The sequence below is a fragment of the Sphaerisporangium siamense genome (assembly GCF_014205275.1).
Lineage (GTDB): Bacteria > Actinomycetota > Actinomycetes > Streptosporangiales > Streptosporangiaceae > Sphaerisporangium > Sphaerisporangium siamense.
Map to the genome: position 1 here is coordinate 4,606,542 of NZ_JACHND010000001.1, position 16,098 is coordinate 4,622,639.

Consider the following 16,098-nt stretch of genomic DNA (forward strand, 5'->3'; position numbering starts at 1 on the left):
CCGATGTCTGTACTTGGGTCGATGTTCCGCACGAAATCGATCGAGCGGTCGATCGAGGACACCGAGGCGCCCGAGCACCGTCTGCGGCGCAGCCTGAGCGCCCTCGATCTGACGGTGTTCGGGGTCGGGGTCATCGTCGGCACCGGCATCTTCGTCCTGACCGGGCAGGTCGCCCGGGACACCTCCGGGCCCGCGGTCGCGGTGTCCTTCGTCATCGCCGCCGTCGTCTGCGGGCTCGCGGCCCTGTGCTACGCCGAGTTCGCCTCCACGGTGCCGGTGGCCGGCTCGGCGTACACGTTCTCCTACGCCACCCTGGGCGAGTTCCCGGCGTGGATCGTCGGGTGGGACCTGATGCTGGAGATGGCACTCGGCGGCGCGGTCGTGGCGGTCGGCTGGTCGGGGTACTTCGCCGAGCTGATGGCGAGCCTCGGCATCGACCTGCCCCCCTCGCTGGCCGGCGACCACGCCACCTTCAACGTGCCCGCCGTGGCGATCGTGCTCATCCTCACCGGCGTCCTGGTGGCGGGCATCAAGCTGTCCTCCCGGCTCAACCTCACCGTCGTCACGATCAAGGTCGCGGTCATCCTCCTGGTCATCGTGGCCGGGCTGTTCTTCATCAAGAGCGCCAACTACACCCCGTTCGTCCCGCCCGCGCAGCCCACCCCGGCCGTCGAAGGGCTCAAGGCGCCGCTGATCCAGTCGCTCTTCGGGCTCACCCCCGCCGCCTACGGCGTCTTCGGCATCTTCTCCGGCGCGGCCATCGTCTTCTTCGCCTTCATCGGGTTCGACGTCGTCGCCACCGCGGCCGAGGAGACCAAGAGGCCCCAGCGCGACCTGCCCATCGGCATCATCGCCTCCCTCGCCATCTGCACCTTCCTGTACGTCGCGGTCTCCCTGGTCGTCGTCGGCATGCAGCCCTACGACCGGCTCAGCCGCTCGGCCCCGCTGGCCGGGGCGTTCCGCGTCGCCGGGCAGGACTGGCTCGCGGGCATCATCAGCGTGGGCGCGCTGGCCGGGCTGACGACGGTCGTGATGATCCTCATGCTCGGGCAGAGCCGCGTGTTCTTCGCGATGAGCCGCGACAACCTGCTGCCCCGCAACCTCGCCGCCGTCCACCCCCGGTTCGGCACGCCGTACCTCATCACGGTCATCATCGGGGGCGTGACCGCGCTGCTGGCCGGGTTCATCCCCCTCTCGGCCCTGGCCGAGCTGGTCAACATCGGCACGCTGTTCGCGTTCATCCTGGTCTCGGTGGGCGTCGTCATCCTGCGCCGCACCCGCCCCGACCTGCCCCGCGCGTTCCGCACGCCGCTCGTCCCGCTGGTGCCGATCCTCTCGGTGCTGGCCTGCCTGTACCTGATGCTGAACCTGCCGGCCGAGACCTGGCTGCGCTTCCTGATCTGGATGGTCATCGGCGTCGCCGTCTACCTGTTCTACGGCCGGCGGCACAGCCGCGTCGAGCGGGGATCACGGGTGGCCGTCAAGTAGCGCGCGACGCATCGGTTACCGTGCGTATGGGGGTGTACGGCACGGCACCGGGAGGCCGCCATGACCACGCTCGAAGACGTCGCCAAGCACGCGGGAGTCTCGCTCGCCACCGCCTCGCGGGTCCTGAACGGCAGCAGCCGCCACGTGGGGGCGGACCTGCGGCGCAGGGTCGAGTCCGCGGCCGCCCGGCTCGGCTACCGCGTGGACGCCACCGCGCAGACTCTGGCGCGCGGCGCCAGCAACGTCGTCGGCCTGGTCATCCAGGACCTCATCGACCCCTACTTCGCGGTCATCGCCGACGGCGCCATCCGCGCGGCCGACCGGCACGGGATGGTCACCACCCTGGGCACCACCTACCGCGACCCGGAGCGCGAGATCGCGCTGGTGGCCACCCTGCACGCCCAGCGCGCCCGGGTGGTGCTCCTGGCCGGGTCCCGCGTCGCCGACGAGGCCGTGCTGCGGCGGCAGCGCGCCGAGCTGGACGTGTACCGCTCCGCCGGGGGACGGGTCGCGGTCATTGGGCAGGACGTCCTCGGCACCGACACCGTGGCGCCGAGGAACCGCGAGGGCGCCTATGACCTGGCGGTGGCGCTGGCGGGCCTCGGCCACCGCCGGTTCGCCGTGCTCGCCGGCCCGCCCGTCCTCCTGACCGCGATCGACAGGACCCAGGGGTTCGTCGAAGCGCTCGCCGACCTCGGCCTGCCGCCCCCGCTCCTGGTGCACGGCGACTTCGACCGGGACGGCGGCCGTGACGCCGCCTGCCGGCTCATCGCCATGGACCACGACGTCACCTGCGTGTTCGCCGTGAACGACCTCATGGCGACCGGGGCGCTGGCCGGGCTGCGCGAGCACGGCGTCCGGGTGCCGCGCGATCTCTCCCTGGCGGGGTTCGACGGCACCAGCTCCATACGCGACCCCGTGCCGTCCCTCGCCACCGTGCGGCTGCCGCTGGCGCGGATGGGCGCGATGGCGCTCGACCTGGCCCTCAGCGGCGAAGGCGTGCCCCGGCACGAGCGCGTCACCGGCGAGGTCGTGCTGCGCGACAGCGTCAGGCCCCTGGCCCGGACGCCCTCGGTTCCGTCCGCGCCCCCTGTGCCGCCCGCGTCCTCTGTGCCCTCCGCGCCCGCCGCGGTGCCCGCTAACCGGTCAGCGGCGTCGCCGGGGGCTCGTCCACCTCACTCTTGACGACGAGCCGCACCAGCGCCTTGGACAGCGGGTGCGCGGTCAGCGCGATCTGCCACTCGCGGGCCCCGAGCTCCCGCAGCCGGGCCGACACCCCCTCGTCGCCGAGGTCGGCCGGCGGCTCCCAGGTCAGGCGGCGGATCGTCTCCGGCTGGAGCAGGTTCTCCGTGGGCATGCGGTGGGCGTCGGCGAGCGCGGCCACCGCGGCGCGGGCGGCGGCCAGGCGCTTGGCCGCGGCCGGGTCGCGGTCGGCCCAGCGGTTGGCCGGCGGCGGGCCGTCACCTGGCCCGGTGGGCTGGGGGAGCTGTGACTCCGGCAGCGCCCGCGCCCGTCCGACGGCGTTCAGCCACTCGCGCAGATGGCGCCGCGCGCTGCGCCCGGTGAACGGGGCGATCTCGGTCAGCGCCTTGGTCGTGCGCGGCTGCTCCAGGGCCGCCGCGACGATCGCCGAGTCCGGCAGGACGCGCCCGGGGGCGAGGTCGGCGGTGCGGGCCAGCTCGTCGCGCAGCGTCCACAGCTCGCGCACCACGGCCAGCCCGCGCAGGTTGCGCACCCGGTGGATGCCGGAGGTCCGCCGCCAGGGGTCGGTGCGCGGCGGCGACGGGGGAGTGGCCAGGATGGCGGCGAACTCCTCCTCGGCCCAGGCCAGCTTGCCGGCGGCGGCGAGCTCCTCGTGCAGTTTGTCGCGCAGCTCGACGAGCACCTCGACGTCGAGCACGGCGTAGCGGAGCCAGTCCTCGGGCAGGGGGCGCTGCGACCAGTCGGCGGCCGAGTGCCCCTTCTCCAGGCGCAGGCCGAGGACGTTCTCGACCATCGTGCCGAGCCCCACCCGCTCGTAGCCGAGCAGCCGCCCGGCCAGCTCGGTGTCGAAGAGCGCGCGCGGGACGAAGCCCAGCTCGGCCAGGCAGGCCAGGTCCTGCGTGGCGGCGTGCAGGACGATCTCGGCGTCGGCGAGGACCGCGTCGAGCTCGGAGAGGTCGGGGCAGGCGGTCGGGTCGATGAGCACGCTGCCCGCCCCGGCGCGGCGTAGCTGCACCAGGTAGGCCCGGCCGCTGTAGCGGTAGCCGGAGGCGCGCTCGGCGTCCACGGCCACCGGGCCGGTGCCGTCCGCGAACGCGCGGACGGCCGCCGCGAGCGCGGCGGCGTCCTCGATGACCGGCGGGATGCCCTCACGGGGTTCCAGAAGCGGCACTACCTCGGATGCGGGGATGAGTTCGTCGTCGGTCACGTCCTGAAGGGCTCCGGGTCTTCTCGACGCGCGGACCGCGGCGGGAGGGCCGCGACGTCAGGTGGCAGGGGTGGGATGCCCGCCGCGAGGCACATCAGGTCACACCAGGCCGCGACGTGGGCCGAGAGGTCCTCCTCCAGGGGGGACCACGACGCGCGCAGCTCCAGCTCGGTGGTGACCGGATCGGCGGCCTTGTCGCCGAAGCCCTCGGACACGGCGCGGGTCACGGTGCCGCCGGCCGCGGCGTACCCGGCCCCGTGGGATTCGAGGGACTCGGTCAGCCAGCTCCACGCCACGGGACCGAGCATCGGGTCGGAGGTGATCTCCGGCTCCATGTCGGCGCGTACGTAGGCGACGAGGCGGAACGGGCCGTCCCAGCCGCGCTGGCCGTCGGGGTCGAACAGCATGATCAGCCGGCCGACGGCGAGCTCGTCGTCGCCGCGGTAGACCGACCCGCCGACCGCGCCGGAATAGGGGGCCAGCCGCTGCGGCGCGGGGATGTCCTCCAGCTCGATCTCGGGCCTGACCTGGGCGGGACGCAGGCTCGCGAGGGCCCGCCTGAACGCTGCGGGGGCCGGCGGCGCGTCACCGATGGTCATGATGGCAGCGTAGGCCGGAACGGGCGGTGCCGGGAACAGGGGGGTATGCACGGAAAACATCGGCGGTGATCAAGCCCTGGTCACCGGGGCGCCACCACGCTCCGCACAGCCCCGGATGTGGCGTTCGTCGTGCCCGGGGCGGCGGCCCGGCCACGTGGGCCGGTCGTGACGCCGTCCACGTTTCGCGCGATCTCCCCGTACTCCGCGTTCCACGTGTTCTCCGCGCACAGTGCGGTGCTCGGAGGAACTCCACATCGCGGTCATCGCCGGGCCTTTCGTCGGATCCCAAGATCGAGAGTTCGCGCGGACAGGACTGGGCGCCGCCTGGCCGGCGCTCCCCCGCGGGCCTTGTCCGTGAACTCGAGGCTGGTCCGACGTTGACACGTCACGGCGACATTTCCCCGCAACGCGCTCGGCGTGTCCCGAAAGTGGTCACCGAATCGACGCCGCGCGGTGATTTGACGAACATTTGAACCAGCCGCGACATGATCACGGACCTCTCGTGAGACGTACTGTACCCGCGCCTGGGAGCGGGTTGACGAGGCCTGCCCTCCGCCGCGGGCCACGAGCGGGCCATCGAACCAGACATAGTGTACGGATCGCGGCCATCATCATCATGGCCGGACATCCGCCCGGGAAATATCGTTTTCGCGGCAAGCTTTGGTATGGCCGCCCGGCAGCCCGGCGGTGTCCCGGGAGCCGGCCCTCCGGTGACCTCTCAGACGACGCGCGCGGGCGCGCGAGTGCGCACGTGGGCGGTAGGTGGGCCGGCACCCGCCCATGGCACCCTGGAGGGGTGAATCCCGAGACCGACGAGTCAGCCTTCATCCGCGCCTGCCGGCGACTGCCCGTGCCTCACACCCCCGTCTGGTACATGCGGCAGGCGGGCAGGTCGCTTCCCGAATACCGCGCGGTCCGCGCCGACGTGCCGATGCTCACCGCGTGCGCGACGCCGGACCTGATCGTGGAGATCACGATGCAGCCCGTGCGCAGGTACGGCGTGGACGCGGCGATCTTCTTCAGCGACATCGTCGTGCCGCTCAAGGCCATCGGGGTCGACCTGGACATCAAGCCCGGCGTCGGCCCGGTCATCGCCGCGCCGATCCGCGACCGCGACGGGCTCGCCGCGCTGCGCCCCCTGGAGCCCGGTGACGTCCCCTACGTCACCGAGGCCGTCCAGGCGCTGGCCAAGGAGCTCGGGCCCATCCCCCTGATCGGCTTCGCGGGCGCGCCGTTCACGCTGGCGTCCTACCTCATCGAGGGCGGGCCGTCCAAGAACCACGACCACACCAAGGCCATGATGTACGGCGAGCCGGAGCTGTGGCACGCGCTCATGGAACGCCTCACCGAGATCACGGTGGCCTACCTGCGCGTGCAGGCCGACGCGGGCGCCTCGGCGCTCCAGCTCTTCGACTCCTGGGTCGGCGCGGTCGCGCCCGGCGACTACCGCGAGTTCGTCCTGCCCTACACCAGCCGCATCTTCGCGAGCCTCGCCGACCTCGACGTCCCGCGCATCCACTTCGGCGTCGGCACCGGCGAGCTGCTGGGGCTGCTCGCCGAGGCCGGTCCTGACGTCGTCGGCGTCGACTGGCGCGTGCCGCTCCAGGAGGCCGCGGGGCGCGTCGGGCCCGGCAAGGCGCTGCAGGGCAACCTCGACCCCGCCGTCCTGCTCGCCCCCTGGGAGGTCATCGAGCGCCGGGCCCGCGACGTCCTGGCCGGCGGGCGCGCGGCCGAGGGGCACGTGTTCAACCTCGGCCACGGCGTGCTGCCGAACACCGACCCCGACCGCCTTGCCCGCCTCACCGAGTTCGTCCACGAGTCCACCGCCCGCTGACGCCCCAGCGGCCGCGCCGCGGATCACGGCGACCCGGCCCGGGCCATCCCGGGCCGGCGGGACCACGGGGCAGGCGCTCAGGCGGGACCCGCGGGCGCCTTCTCACGCCCGTCAGGGGGAGTGCCGCCGTCGGGGCCGTCCTCGCCGGCGGGTTCGACTCCGCGCTCCGTCCCGCGCGCGGACGCCGCCGCGCGCCGCCTGTACGGCCGTCGCGCGAGCGCGACCGCGAACCACAGCACCGCCAGCACGACGAGCCAGGGGAGCAGCGCGCCCAGCACCATCAGCGCCACCTTCGCGCTGTTCACCATGGCCCGCCAGCCGTCCCGCAGTCCGCTCAGGAAGCCCTGTTCCTCCGGCTCCGGCTCGGTGACCACGGCGGCGGGCCCGATGAGGCGCAGCGTCAGCGTGGCGGCGGCCGTCTGCGCGGCCAGGGCCTTCTGGCGGGCCTGCAGGGACTCCAGGTCGGCCTCGCGGGAGGAGATCTCGCGCTCGACCGACAGGACCTCCCCGATGGTCTTGGCCTTGCCCAGCAGCGTGCGAAGCTGGCCCAGGGACGCCTGAGCCGACTTCAGCCGGCTCTCGACGTCGGCGACCTGCTCGGTCACGTCCTCGGTGGACTGGCGCAGCGACCTGCGCTCGCCGAGGTCCTTGCCCAGCTGGGCGACGACGCGCTGGTACGCGTCCGGGGGGACCTTGAAGACCAGCGTCGCGTCCCCGTGCCGTCCGGACGAGGACGACTCCTCGCTGTCCAGGCGCCCGCCCGCCGCGGTGACGATCTGCTTGGCGTTCTCGGCCGCCGCGGTGACGTCCTTGGCCCGGACCGTCATCTCGCCCGTGTAGACGATCGTCCGCGCGGGCCCGGCGATCTCCACGCCGGAGCCGGTCCCGGTGGCGGCCTTCGTCCGCCCGGCCGCGGGCCTGCGCTGGGCGGCCTCTCCGGAGCCCCCGCTCTGGTCGGCGCTCTCGGCCTTGGCCGCGGGCACCGGCGCCCCGGCCGGGGCCTGGTCGTTGGTGGCGATGGAGCCGCGGTCGCCCCCGCCGCAGCCTGACAGCAGCAGGAGGCCGGCCACCACGAAAGCCGCCGGCAGCGCCGTGCGGCACCGTAATCTGCTCATGCCTTGTTGACGGGCGCGGCGCGCCCCTGGTTGGGCGGCCCGCGTCACAATGCCGTCACGGTCCCCGGCGCCCGGGTCGCGGGGCCGTTCGCCGTCCGGTGGGGGGCGGCCGTCCCCAGGCCCGGCCGGATTTGGCCGCGTCGTCCACAGCAGGCCCGGCCGCCGCGCGGGGCGGCGGCACCGGCGGGTAACGTCTTGGGACATGGAAGGCACTCGGCGGCACGTCGTGGTCGTGGGCGGGGGAATCGCGGGGCTGGCGGCGGCGTGGCATCTGCGCCAGGACGGTGACGATCTCGCGGTCACCGTCCTCGACGGCGCCCCGCGGATCGGCGGCAAGCTCCGCGTCTCTGAGATCGCGGGCATCCCCGTCGACGAGGGGGCCGAGGCCATGCTCGCCCGCCGCCCCGAGGGCCGCGAGCTCGCCCGCGCCGCCGGGCTGGCCGGCGAACTGGTCGGCCCCGCGTCCGTCGGCGCCGCCGTCTGGAGCAGGGGCGCGCTGCGCGCCATGCCCAAGGGCCAGGTCATGGGCGTCCCCGCCGACCTCGGCGAGCTGGCCCGTTCGGGCATCCTCTCCCCGGCCGGGCTCGCCCGCGTCCCCGCCGACCAGATCCTCCCGGCCACCCTCATCACCTCCGACGTCTCCGTGGCCGCCTACATCCGGGCCCGCATGGGCGGCGAGGTCGTCGACCGCCTGGTCGAGCCGCTGCTCGGCGGCGTGTACGCGGGCCGCTCGGAGTCCCTCTCGCTGGACGCGACCATGCCGCACATCGCGGCCCTGGCCCGCACCGAGCGCTCCCTGCTGAAGGGCGCCCGCGGCATCGTCGGCGACGCCCCGAAGGACGCCGGGCCGGTCTTCACGACGCTCAAGGGCGGCCTCGGCGGCCTGCCCGAGGCCGTCGCCCGCGCCTCGGGCGCCGAGATCAGGACCGGCGTCATGGTGCGCGAGCTGCGGCGCACGGCCGAGGGCTGGCGCCTGGTGGCCGGCCCCACCAGGGCGCCCGAGACCATCGAGGCCGACGCCGTGGTGGTCGCGGTCCCGGCCCCCGCCGCGAGCCGGCTGCTCGCCCCCGACGTCCCCAAGGCCGCCGCCGAGCTCTCCCGCGTCGAGTACGCCAGCATGGCGATCGTCACCCTGGCCTACCCGCGCGCCGCGTTCCCCGAGCCGCCCTCCGGCAGCGGCTACCTGGTGCCGCCGGTCGAGGGCCGTCCGGTCAAGGCGGTCACGTTCAGCACGGTCAAGTGGCCTCATCTGGCCGAGGCCGATCCCGGCGTGCTGGTCCTGCGCTGCTCCATCGGCCGCCTCGGCGAGGAGTTCCTGCTCCAGCGCGACGACGACGAGCTGGTGGCCCTCGCGATGAACGAGATGGCCGAGATCATGGGCGTGCGCGGCCTTCCCCTGGACACCCGGGTCACCCGCTGGGGCGGCGCCCTGCCGCAGTACGAGGTCGGCCATCTGGACCGCGTGGCCCGCGTCCGGGCGGCGGTCGCGGTCCAGCCCGGCCTGGCCGTCTGCGGGGCCGCCTACGACGGTCTCGGCGTCCCCGCGTGCGTCGCCTCGGCCCGCGCCGCGGCGGCGAGCGTCCTGGCCTACTTCGCCGACCGCCACGACGACGAACGGCACACCCCGGGGCGGCGGAGCGCCCCCGCCCCCGGCCCCCACTGACCCCTATGCCCACCTGGGGGTGGGGGACGAAGTGGTGCGGGCGGGTGGTTGGGTTGTGGTAAGAGCAGTGTTCTGATGGAAGGCGAGTGCGTTCAGTGACGGAGAGCAGTCCGCGGCCGAAGGCCCGCGATCTCAACCAGGTCATCCGCTACACCATGTGGTCGGTCTTCCGGGCGCGCGATCCTCTGCAGGGCGACCGTCAGCAGATGGCGCACGAGGTCGAGGCCGTGTTCACGCAGGCCGCGGAGAAGGACGTCGTGACCCGGGGCGCGTACGAGGTGGCGGGCTTCCGTGCCGACGCCGACTACATGTTCTGGTGGCACGCCTCGACCCCGGAGGATCTTCAGGAGGTCTACGGCCGCTTCCGGCGCACCGCCGTCGGCCGCGCGGGCGAGCCTGTGTGGTCGGTCATGGCGCTGCACCGCCCGGCAGAGTTCAACAAGTCGCACATCCCGGCGTTCCTGGCCGAGGAGGAGCCGCGCGGCTACGTCTGCGTCTACCCGTTCGTGCGCTCCCTGGAGTGGTACCTCCTGGAGGACTCCGAGCGCCGGGCCATGCTCGCCGAGCACGGGAAGATGGCGCGCGACTACCCCGACGTACGGGCCAACACGGTGTCGTCGTTCGCGCTCAACGACTTCGAGTGGATCCTCGCCTTCGAGGCCGACGAGCTGCACCGCATCGTGGACCTGATGCGCCACCTGCGCGGGGCCACGGCCCGCAGGCACACCCGGCTGGAGATCCCCTTCTACACCGGCACGCGCAAGCCGCTGGAGGAATTGCTGGCCGCGCTGCCGTAGCCCCAAAACTGGATAATGCGGACAACTGTCACTGAAGCCCCAAACGTCACCATGTCTGATATTGCCGGAACAAGTCACGCGCGTTCCTGATCTTTGGCATACTCAGGTTGATTCCGGTGTCGACGTGAGGCAGACGGTGAACGGGGGCAAAGGGGTGGCGCGTTCCACGCGCGGGGGGCATCGGCGGCGCAGGCCGCGCCGGGTGCTGGTGCTGGAGGTCTTCTCGGGAGCGACCGCCGTCGCGGTGGTCGGCCTGGCCGTGGGCGGGGTGCTGGCGCGCCCGGGCGACCTCGCGGCCGCGGCGCCCGTGCCGTCCGCGCCCGCCGTCTCGCCGGGCGCGGACGCCCCGGCGGTCCCGGGTGAGGCGGGCGGCGAGGTGACGGCCGCGAGCGCGGGGACGGCGAAGAAGGCCGCCAAGAAGCGGCGCGACGCCGAGGACAAGGCCTCGGGGCCGTCGAAGCACACCGACGCCAAGGCGGTCAGCTACTTCAAGGAGCGCTGGGCGGGCGACAAGGCCGTCAAGCGCATCACCGACATCAGGTCGGGAGGGAAGTACCTGCGCATCTACACCAACCTTCCCGAGACGGCGCACAACTCCAAGGCCGCGCTGGACCTGTGCAAGCGCGGCATGGAGTACCTCCTGCAGGAGGTCGGCGACCAGAGCCCGGTGGTGTTCGTCCAGGCCCGGTACGGCCAGAACGGCAACCCCGTCCTCGCCAACATCGCCGGCTCGCGCGACACCTCCTGCCGCCTCAGCGCCCCGCGTCCGCGCTGACGCTCCGCCGCCCGCGCCGGCGGCCCGGGCGGAACGGCGTTCCCGCGAGGGCGCCGGGGTCGGGCCGCGCATAGGCTGAGGGCATGGAAAAGGTGGTCAAGAGCGACGCCGAGTGGCGCGTCCAGCTGTCCCCCGAAGAGTTCCACGTGCTGCGCGAGGCGGGCACCGAGCGCGCGTTCACGGGCGAGTACGTCGACACCAAGGTCGAGGGCGTCTACTCGTGCCGCGCCTGCGGCGCCGAGCTGTTCCGCTCGGACGGCAAGTTCGAGTCGCACTGCGGGTGGCCCTCGTTCTTCGAGCCGTCGAAGTCGGAGGCGGTGACCCTGGTCGAGGACCGCTCGCACGGCATGGTGCGCGTCGAGGTGCGCTGCGCCCGCTGCGACTCCCACCTCGGGCACGTCTTCCACGGCGAGGGGTACCCGACGCCCACCGACGACCGGTACTGCATCAACTCGATCTCCCTGCGCCTCGAACCGGCCGGCTGACGGCCCGGTAGCCCTCCACCGAGCGGGGCGGGCCGCCGCGGCGGCCCGCCCTGCCGGCGCGCCCGCGCGCCCATCCGGGAGTGATCGTGTGCCTGCGAAGAGTAATGAAGGGCGCATGAGCGCGCCGGGGGAGGGTAAACCCGCAACGGGGGTGCGGCACCCGCAGACTCTGGTTCCGTGATGTCTGGAGCTCTGTGCACATACGCCACAGGTGGGAGACCATCGAGGCCATCGGCCAGGTGGTGACCCAGCGATGCGAGATCTGTGGCAAGACCCGGGTACGGGTGATGAAGCCCCCGAAACCCCCCGAAACGCCGCCTGAATGACGAGACCGGACCACTCCGGCGGTTCGCCCCGCGTCATCGCGGGACGCCCCCCGTGCCCCCGATTTCCGGACCGCCGCCGGGCCGATCGGAGCCCGGCCGCTTTCTGTCGTCCCGGCGGGGTACGGTCGGAACCATGGCGTCGCCGTTCATCGAGCTCACCGTCGGGGACCGGATCATCAAGGTCACGAACCCGGACAAGATCTACTTCCCCGAGATCGGGGCGACCAAGCGCGAGCTGGTCGAGTACTACCTATCCGTGGGCGACGGCGCGCTGCGCGCGCTCAGAGACCGGCCCACCTACCTCAAGCGCCATCCGGACGGCGTCGCCACCGAGGCGATCTACCAGAAGCGCATCCCCCCGAAACACCCCGACTGGCTCCAGACCGTCACGATCCGCTTCCCGAGCGGCCGCTCGGCCGACGCCCTGCGGGTCACCGAGCTGGCCGCGATCGCCTACTGCGCCAACCTGGCCACGATCGACTTCCACCCCTGGCCCACCCGCGCCGACGACGTCGAGCATCCCGACGAGCTGCGCATCGACATCGACCCCCAGCCCGGCACCGGCTTCGACGAGGCGCGCGTCACCGCCTTCGCCGTCCGCGAGGTCCTCGACGAGCTCGGCATGCGCGGCTTCCCCAAGACCTCGGGCACCCGCGGCATCCACATCAACGTGCGCATCGAGCGCCGGTGGTCGTTCACCGAGGTCCGCCAGAGCGCCATCGCCCTGGCCCGCGAGGTCGAGCGCCGCCGCCCGGACCTCGCCACCACGGCCTGGTGGAAGGAGGAACGCGGCGAGAAGGTCTTCATCGACTACAACCAGAACGCCCGCGACCGCACCATCGCCAGCGCCTACTCCGTGCGCGCCCGCCCGCACGCCCCCGTCTCCACCCCGGTGACCTGGGAGGAACTGGCCGACGTCGACCCGCGCGACTTCGACATCCGCACGGTGCCGCCGCGCTTCGCCCGGCTCGGCGACGTCCACGGCGAGATCGACGACCGCGCCTTCACCATCGAGCCGCTGCTGGAGTGGTACGCCAAGGACGAGCGCGGCGACATGCCGTACCCGCCGAACTACCCCAAGATGCCCGGCGAGCCGCCGCGCGTCCAGCCCTCACGAGCCCGTCCCCAGGCGGAGGACGCCGGCTGAGCCCGCCGCGGGCGCTGTCCGCCGTGCTCCGCGGCGCCTGGTCAGGGGAACGCGGCGCGGGGCGGGTCAGCCGAAGACGATGTGCCAGCCGAACCAGCCGAGGAAGCCGAGCAGGGCCGCGCCGGTGGCGAGCCGCCAGTGTTTCACCGGCCTGATGCCGAGCCACTCGCGCAGGCGCTCCGACAGCGTGTCGCCCTCCTGCTTGGTGAGCAGCGCCCACGTCTCCAGAATGGCGAACGAACCCAGCGCCAGACCGGCCCACCACAGCCACACCGTGTTCATCGGCTTCACCGTCCGTCGGTTCCGCGCCTCGTCGGCCCGTCGCCCGCGGACGGGTGTCGCCCGGCGGGCGACACCACAATAACCGCCGGACCCGCCCCGGACGGAGGGCGTTCGTCCGGACATCCGCCCCGGGCCAGGGCTTCGGTCAGGAGGGGAGCAGGGCCTCGGCGAGGGCGCGGTAGCCGTCCAGGGGGTCCTGCCCGGATGAGGTCAGGAGCTGGATGTTCACGTGGTCGGCGCCCGCGGCGAGGTGGGCGTCCACGCGTTGCCTGATCGTGGACGGGTCGCCCAGCGCGACCACCGCCTCGATCAGCCGGTCACTGCCCCCGCCCGCCAGGTCCTCGTCGCCGAACCCGAGCCTGCGCAGGTTGGCCGCGTAGTTGGCGAGGCCCAGGTACGGCGCCACGGCCCGCCGGGCGACCGCCCGCGCCTCCCGCGGGTCGTCCGACACCACGACCTTCTGCTCGGGCGCGAGCAGCGGCCCCGCGCCGAGGATCTCGCGGGCCTGCCGCGTGTGCTCAGGGGTGGTCAGGTAGGGGTGGGCCCCGGCGCTGCGCGCGGCCGACAGCCGCAGCACCCGCGGCCCGAGCGCGGCCAGCGCCCTGCCCTCCACCGGCACCCCGGCCGCGTCCAGGCCGTCGAGGTAGGCGTTCAGCGCCTCGTACGGCTTGGCGTAGTGCGCCGTGGCCTCGCGGTGCCCGGCGCCGACGCCGAGCAGGAACCGCCCCGGGTGGGCCTCGGCGATACGCCGGTAGGCGGCCCCGATGGCGGCGGCGTCGTCGTTCCAGATGTTGACGATGCCGGTCGCGACGGTGAGCGTGGAGGTCGCCGCGAGCACCTCGTCCACCTTGCGCAGGTCGCCGCCGGGGGACCCGCCGAGCCAGATCGCGCCGTAGCCGAGCTCTTCGAGCGACGACGCCAGGGCGGGCGTGACCTGCGCGGCGACGCGCCACACCCCCACCTCGCCGAGCGCGGGCCATGTCGTCATGGTGCTCCTTCACGGTCGGTCGGTCATCCGAGAGCGCGGACGTCCCGCAGGACGTTCCCGATCATCGGGTGTCAGTGCCAACCCTGCCATGCGACCGGCCATTCCCGGGGGCGCCGGCCGGAGTCCGCGCGGCACGCCCGGCGGGCGTCAGCCCTTGCGCCGGTCGGGCAGGTCGGCCCCCGCCGCCACGTCGGCGTGCAGGGACATGGTGGCCGCCGCGCGCCGCACGGCGCCGACGGGCACGGTCGGGACGAGCCTGTCGAGGAAGGCGTAGCGGCGGGCCAGCGACTCGACGTAGGCGCCGCCGTGCCCCGCGGCCTCCCGCACGTCGTGCCACCAGTCCGCGATGTCCCCCCAGCCGGGCGCGGCGAGCGACCCGCCGAACTGCTGCACGGCCAGCGCCGAGCAGACCCCCGCGAACGCCAGCCGGTCGGCCAGCGGCCAGCGCGCCAGCGTTCCCAGCACGAGCCCGGCGCCGAACACGTCCCCCGCGCCCGTCGGGTCCAGCGCGGTGACCCGCAGGGCGGGCACGTACGCCTCCTCGCCGCTGGTGGAGTCGATGGCCATCGCGCCGTTGGCGCCGTCGGTCACCACGGCCAGCGGCACCCGGTCGGCGATCGCGTACAGCGCCTCACGGGGCGTCTCGGTGTGGGTGTAGGCCATGGCCTCGACGGCGTTCGGCATGAACGCGTGGCAGACCTCAAGCTGGTCGAGCAGCGAGGGGGCCCAGGTCTCCGAGGGGTCCCAGCCCACGTCGGCGAAGACCAGCGCGCCGTCCTTGCGCGCCAGGTCGGCCCAGGTGCCGGAGTCGGAGCTGCCGAGCGGCTCCTCGACCGACAGCGGCGCGATGACGGCGCTGGAGCGCGGCGGGCGGCCGATCATCTCCGTGGCGCCCATGGGCGGCGGGTGGCCGTGGGTGACCATGCTGCGGTCGCGGTTGACGGCCATGGAGACGGTGACGGGGGAGTGCCACTGCCGGAACCTGCGCGACCGGGACAGGTCCACCGACTCCTGCTCGGACAGGATGCGCCAGTTGAAGGCGGCGTAGTCGTCGTCGCCGAACGCGGCGGCCATGGAGGTGCGCAGTCCGAGGCGGCTGGCGGCGATGGCGAGGTTGGCGATGCCGCCGGGGCAGGACCCCATCCCCTCCGCCCACACCTCGGTGCCGGCGGCGGGCATCGCATGCAGGCCGGTGAAGACGATGTCCAGGAACACGGTTCCGGCGGTGAACACGTCGAACTCCGGCCCGCCGGGAGTGCGTAGTGCGGCCAGTGGGTCGTAGGACTTGACTGACACGAAGCGGGCCCTCCTCGACACTGCGAAGAATGTGCGCACTCTTGCATGTTTTGGTTGCCCGTATCAAGAGTCGACGGTCATTGGTGCTCATTTTTGCTTAGTTGTGCGCGCTGATGACTGATACGATCCTCGCGTGCTCCAGCGCGCCCGGCATGCCGAGATCATGCGGCGTGTCCGTCTCGCCGGGGCGACGAGCGTCCGCGAGCTGGCCGCCCAGTTCGGCGTCAGCCCCTCGACCATCCGCCGCGACCTTCGCGTCCTCGACCGCGACGGCACGCTCCGGCGTGTGCGCGGCGGGGCGCTGGCCGACGCCGATCCATCTGCCGGGCCCGCCGCCTCCGCGGCCGATCCCGACCCCGAGGAGGAGGCGGTGGCCGCCCGCGCCGCCGCGCTCGTCGGCGACGGCGACGTCGTGCTGCTCGACGCCGGCACGACCACCACCCGCCTCGCCCGCCACCTGCGCGGCCGGCCCGTCACGGTGGTCACCTCCAGCGTGGCCGTCCTCGACGTCCTGCGCGGCGATCCCGCGGTCGAGATGCTGCTGCTCGGCGGCATGCTGCGCCGCGCGCGCCACTCGCTGGTCGGCGTGCTCACCGAGCAGGCCCTGCGCCAGGTGTCCGCCGACCACGTCTTCCTGGGCGCCGGCGGGGTACGGCCCGACGGGCGGGTCACCGACTCCGCCCGCGCCGAGGTGCCGCTGAAACGCGCCATGATGGCGGCGGCGAGCCGTGTGGTCCTGCTGGTGGACCGGCACAAGTTCCCCGGCACCGGCGCCCTGCGGGTGTGCGGGCCCGACGAGATCGACATCGTGGTGACCAACGACGGCGCCGACGAGGCCACGCTCCGCGCGCTCCGCGGGGCGGGCGCGCAGGTGCTGCTCACATGACCGGCCG

15 protein-coding genes are annotated in these 16,098 nt (G+C 73.6%); 9 read left to right on the plus strand and 6 right to left on the minus strand.

Annotation, left to right across the window (positions count from 1 at the left end; all coding sequences use genetic code 11):
* Positions 1–21: 21 nt before the first annotated feature.
* Together BJ982_RS21360 and BJ982_RS21365 are read left to right on the plus strand one after the other, a co-directional pair.
* Complete coding sequence (locus tag BJ982_RS21360; protein ID WP_275411666.1) at positions 22–1,488, plus strand: amino acid permease; 1,467 nt, start codon at positions 22–24, stop codon at positions 1,486–1,488.
* Between the two features lie 60 nt (positions 1,489–1,548).
* On the plus strand, positions 1,549–2,673 hold the full coding sequence (locus tag BJ982_RS21365) for a LacI family DNA-binding transcriptional regulator (protein ID WP_184882713.1): 1,125 nt from the start codon (positions 1,549–1,551) through the stop codon (positions 2,671–2,673).
* On the opposite strand, the gene BJ982_RS21370 is transcribed toward BJ982_RS21365, so the two are convergent.
* Positions 2,627–3,898, minus strand: coding sequence for an HRDC domain-containing protein (locus tag BJ982_RS21370; RefSeq protein WP_239122811.1), 1,272 nt, complete (start codon positions 3,896–3,898; stop codon positions 2,627–2,629). The two genes, BJ982_RS21365 and BJ982_RS21370, sit on opposite strands and share 47 nt — an antisense overlap.
* Positions 3,895–4,497, minus strand: coding sequence for a DUF3000 domain-containing protein (locus tag BJ982_RS21375; RefSeq protein WP_184882715.1), 603 nt, complete (start codon positions 4,495–4,497; stop codon positions 3,895–3,897). Before BJ982_RS21375 ends, BJ982_RS21370 begins: the two co-directional genes overlap by 4 nt.
* A gap of 796 nt (positions 4,498–5,293) precedes the next feature.
* On the opposite strand from BJ982_RS21375, the gene hemE reads away from it, so the two are divergent.
* Positions 5,294–6,331, plus strand: coding sequence for a uroporphyrinogen decarboxylase (hemE, locus tag BJ982_RS21380; RefSeq protein WP_184882717.1), 1,038 nt, complete (start codon positions 5,294–5,296; stop codon positions 6,329–6,331).
* A 77-nt stretch (positions 6,332–6,408) separates the two neighbouring features.
* Here hemE and BJ982_RS21385 read toward each other — a convergent pair whose 3' ends face one another.
* A complete protein-coding gene (locus tag BJ982_RS21385; protein WP_184882719.1) occupies positions 6,409–7,446 on the minus strand; it encodes a DUF4349 domain-containing protein in 1,038 nt (345 codons plus the stop codon).
* A gap of 202 nt (positions 7,447–7,648) precedes the next feature.
* Here BJ982_RS21385 and hemG point away from each other — a divergent pair, with 202 nt between their 5' ends.
* The 5 genes from hemG (at position 7,649) to ligD (ending at position 12,639) form a co-directional block, all read left to right on the plus strand.
* Positions 7,649–9,109, plus strand: coding sequence for a protoporphyrinogen oxidase (hemG, locus tag BJ982_RS21390; RefSeq protein WP_184882721.1), 1,461 nt, complete (start codon positions 7,649–7,651; stop codon positions 9,107–9,109).
* Between the two features lie 95 nt (positions 9,110–9,204).
* The gene (gene hemQ, locus BJ982_RS21395; protein ID WP_311772282.1) at positions 9,205–9,906 is read left to right on the plus strand and encodes a hydrogen peroxide-dependent heme synthase; all 702 of its coding nucleotides are present in this window, start codon (positions 9,205–9,207) and stop codon (positions 9,904–9,906) included.
* Positions 9,907–10,030: 124 nt separating this feature from the next.
* Positions 10,031–10,681 (plus strand): hypothetical protein, encoded by a 651-nt coding sequence (locus tag BJ982_RS21400; RefSeq protein ID WP_184882723.1) that lies wholly within the window; start codon positions 10,031–10,033, stop codon positions 10,679–10,681.
* Between the two features lie 83 nt (positions 10,682–10,764).
* The gene (gene msrB / locus BJ982_RS21405; RefSeq protein WP_184616887.1) at positions 10,765–11,166 is read left to right on the plus strand and encodes a peptide-methionine (R)-S-oxide reductase MsrB; all 402 of its coding nucleotides are present in this window, start codon (positions 10,765–10,767) and stop codon (positions 11,164–11,166) included.
* A 459-nt stretch (positions 11,167–11,625) separates the two neighbouring features.
* Positions 11,626–12,639 carry a non-homologous end-joining DNA ligase gene (gene ligD, locus BJ982_RS21410; protein ID WP_184882725.1) on the plus strand — a complete coding sequence of 338 codons (1,014 nt, stop codon included), beginning with the start codon at positions 11,626–11,628 and terminating at the stop codon, positions 12,637–12,639.
* Between the two features lie 66 nt (positions 12,640–12,705).
* On the opposite strand, the gene BJ982_RS21415 is transcribed toward ligD, so the two are convergent.
* The 3 genes from BJ982_RS21415 to BJ982_RS21425 form a co-directional block, all read right to left on the minus strand.
* Positions 12,706–12,921 carry a hypothetical protein gene (locus tag BJ982_RS21415; protein ID WP_184882727.1) on the minus strand — a complete coding sequence of 72 codons (216 nt, stop codon included), beginning with the start codon at positions 12,919–12,921 and terminating at the stop codon, positions 12,706–12,708.
* Between the two features lie 145 nt (positions 12,922–13,066).
* Positions 13,067–13,909: an LLM class F420-dependent oxidoreductase gene (locus tag BJ982_RS21420; protein WP_184882729.1), complete on the minus strand. Its 843-nt coding sequence runs from the start codon at positions 13,907–13,909 to the stop codon at positions 13,067–13,069.
* A 147-nt stretch (positions 13,910–14,056) separates the two neighbouring features.
* A complete protein-coding gene (locus tag BJ982_RS21425) occupies positions 14,057–15,205 on the minus strand; it encodes a PfkB family carbohydrate kinase (RefSeq protein WP_184882731.1) in 1,149 nt (382 codons plus the stop codon).
* Positions 15,206–15,338: 133 nt separating this feature from the next.
* Between BJ982_RS21425 and BJ982_RS40535 the strand changes: the two genes are divergently transcribed.
* Entirely contained in the window at positions 15,339–16,091 is a 753-nt protein-coding gene (locus BJ982_RS40535; protein WP_184882733.1) for a DeoR/GlpR family DNA-binding transcription regulator, read from the plus strand.
* Positions 16,092–16,098: the final 7 nt, after the last annotated feature.

Excerpts from the sequence above, each read along its gene's own strand:
- BJ982_RS21360 (WP_275411666.1), top strand. The coding sequence starts at position 22 with ATGTTCCGCACGAAATCGATCGAGCGGTCGATCGAGGACACCGAGGCG.
- BJ982_RS21365 (WP_184882713.1), top strand. The coding sequence starts at position 1,549 with ATGACCACGCTCGAAGACGTCGCCAAGCACGCGGGAGTCTCGCTCGCC.
- BJ982_RS21375 (WP_184882715.1), bottom strand. The coding sequence starts at position 4,497 with ATGACCATCGGTGACGCGCCGCCGGCCCCCGCAGCGTTCAGGCGGGCC.
- BJ982_RS21385 (WP_184882719.1), bottom strand. The coding sequence starts at position 7,446 with ATGAGCAGATTACGGTGCCGCACGGCGCTGCCGGCGGCTTTCGTGGTG.
- hemG (WP_184882721.1), top strand. The coding sequence starts at position 7,649 with ATGGAAGGCACTCGGCGGCACGTCGTGGTCGTGGGCGGGGGAATCGCG.
- msrB (WP_184616887.1), top strand. The coding sequence starts at position 10,765 with ATGGAAAAGGTGGTCAAGAGCGACGCCGAGTGGCGCGTCCAGCTGTCC.
- ligD (WP_184882725.1), top strand. The coding sequence starts at position 11,626 with ATGGCGTCGCCGTTCATCGAGCTCACCGTCGGGGACCGGATCATCAAG.
- BJ982_RS21415 (WP_184882727.1), bottom strand. The coding sequence starts at position 12,921 with ATGAACACGGTGTGGCTGTGGTGGGCCGGTCTGGCGCTGGGTTCGTTC.
- BJ982_RS21420 (WP_184882729.1), bottom strand. The coding sequence starts at position 13,909 with ATGACGACATGGCCCGCGCTCGGCGAGGTGGGGGTGTGGCGCGTCGCC.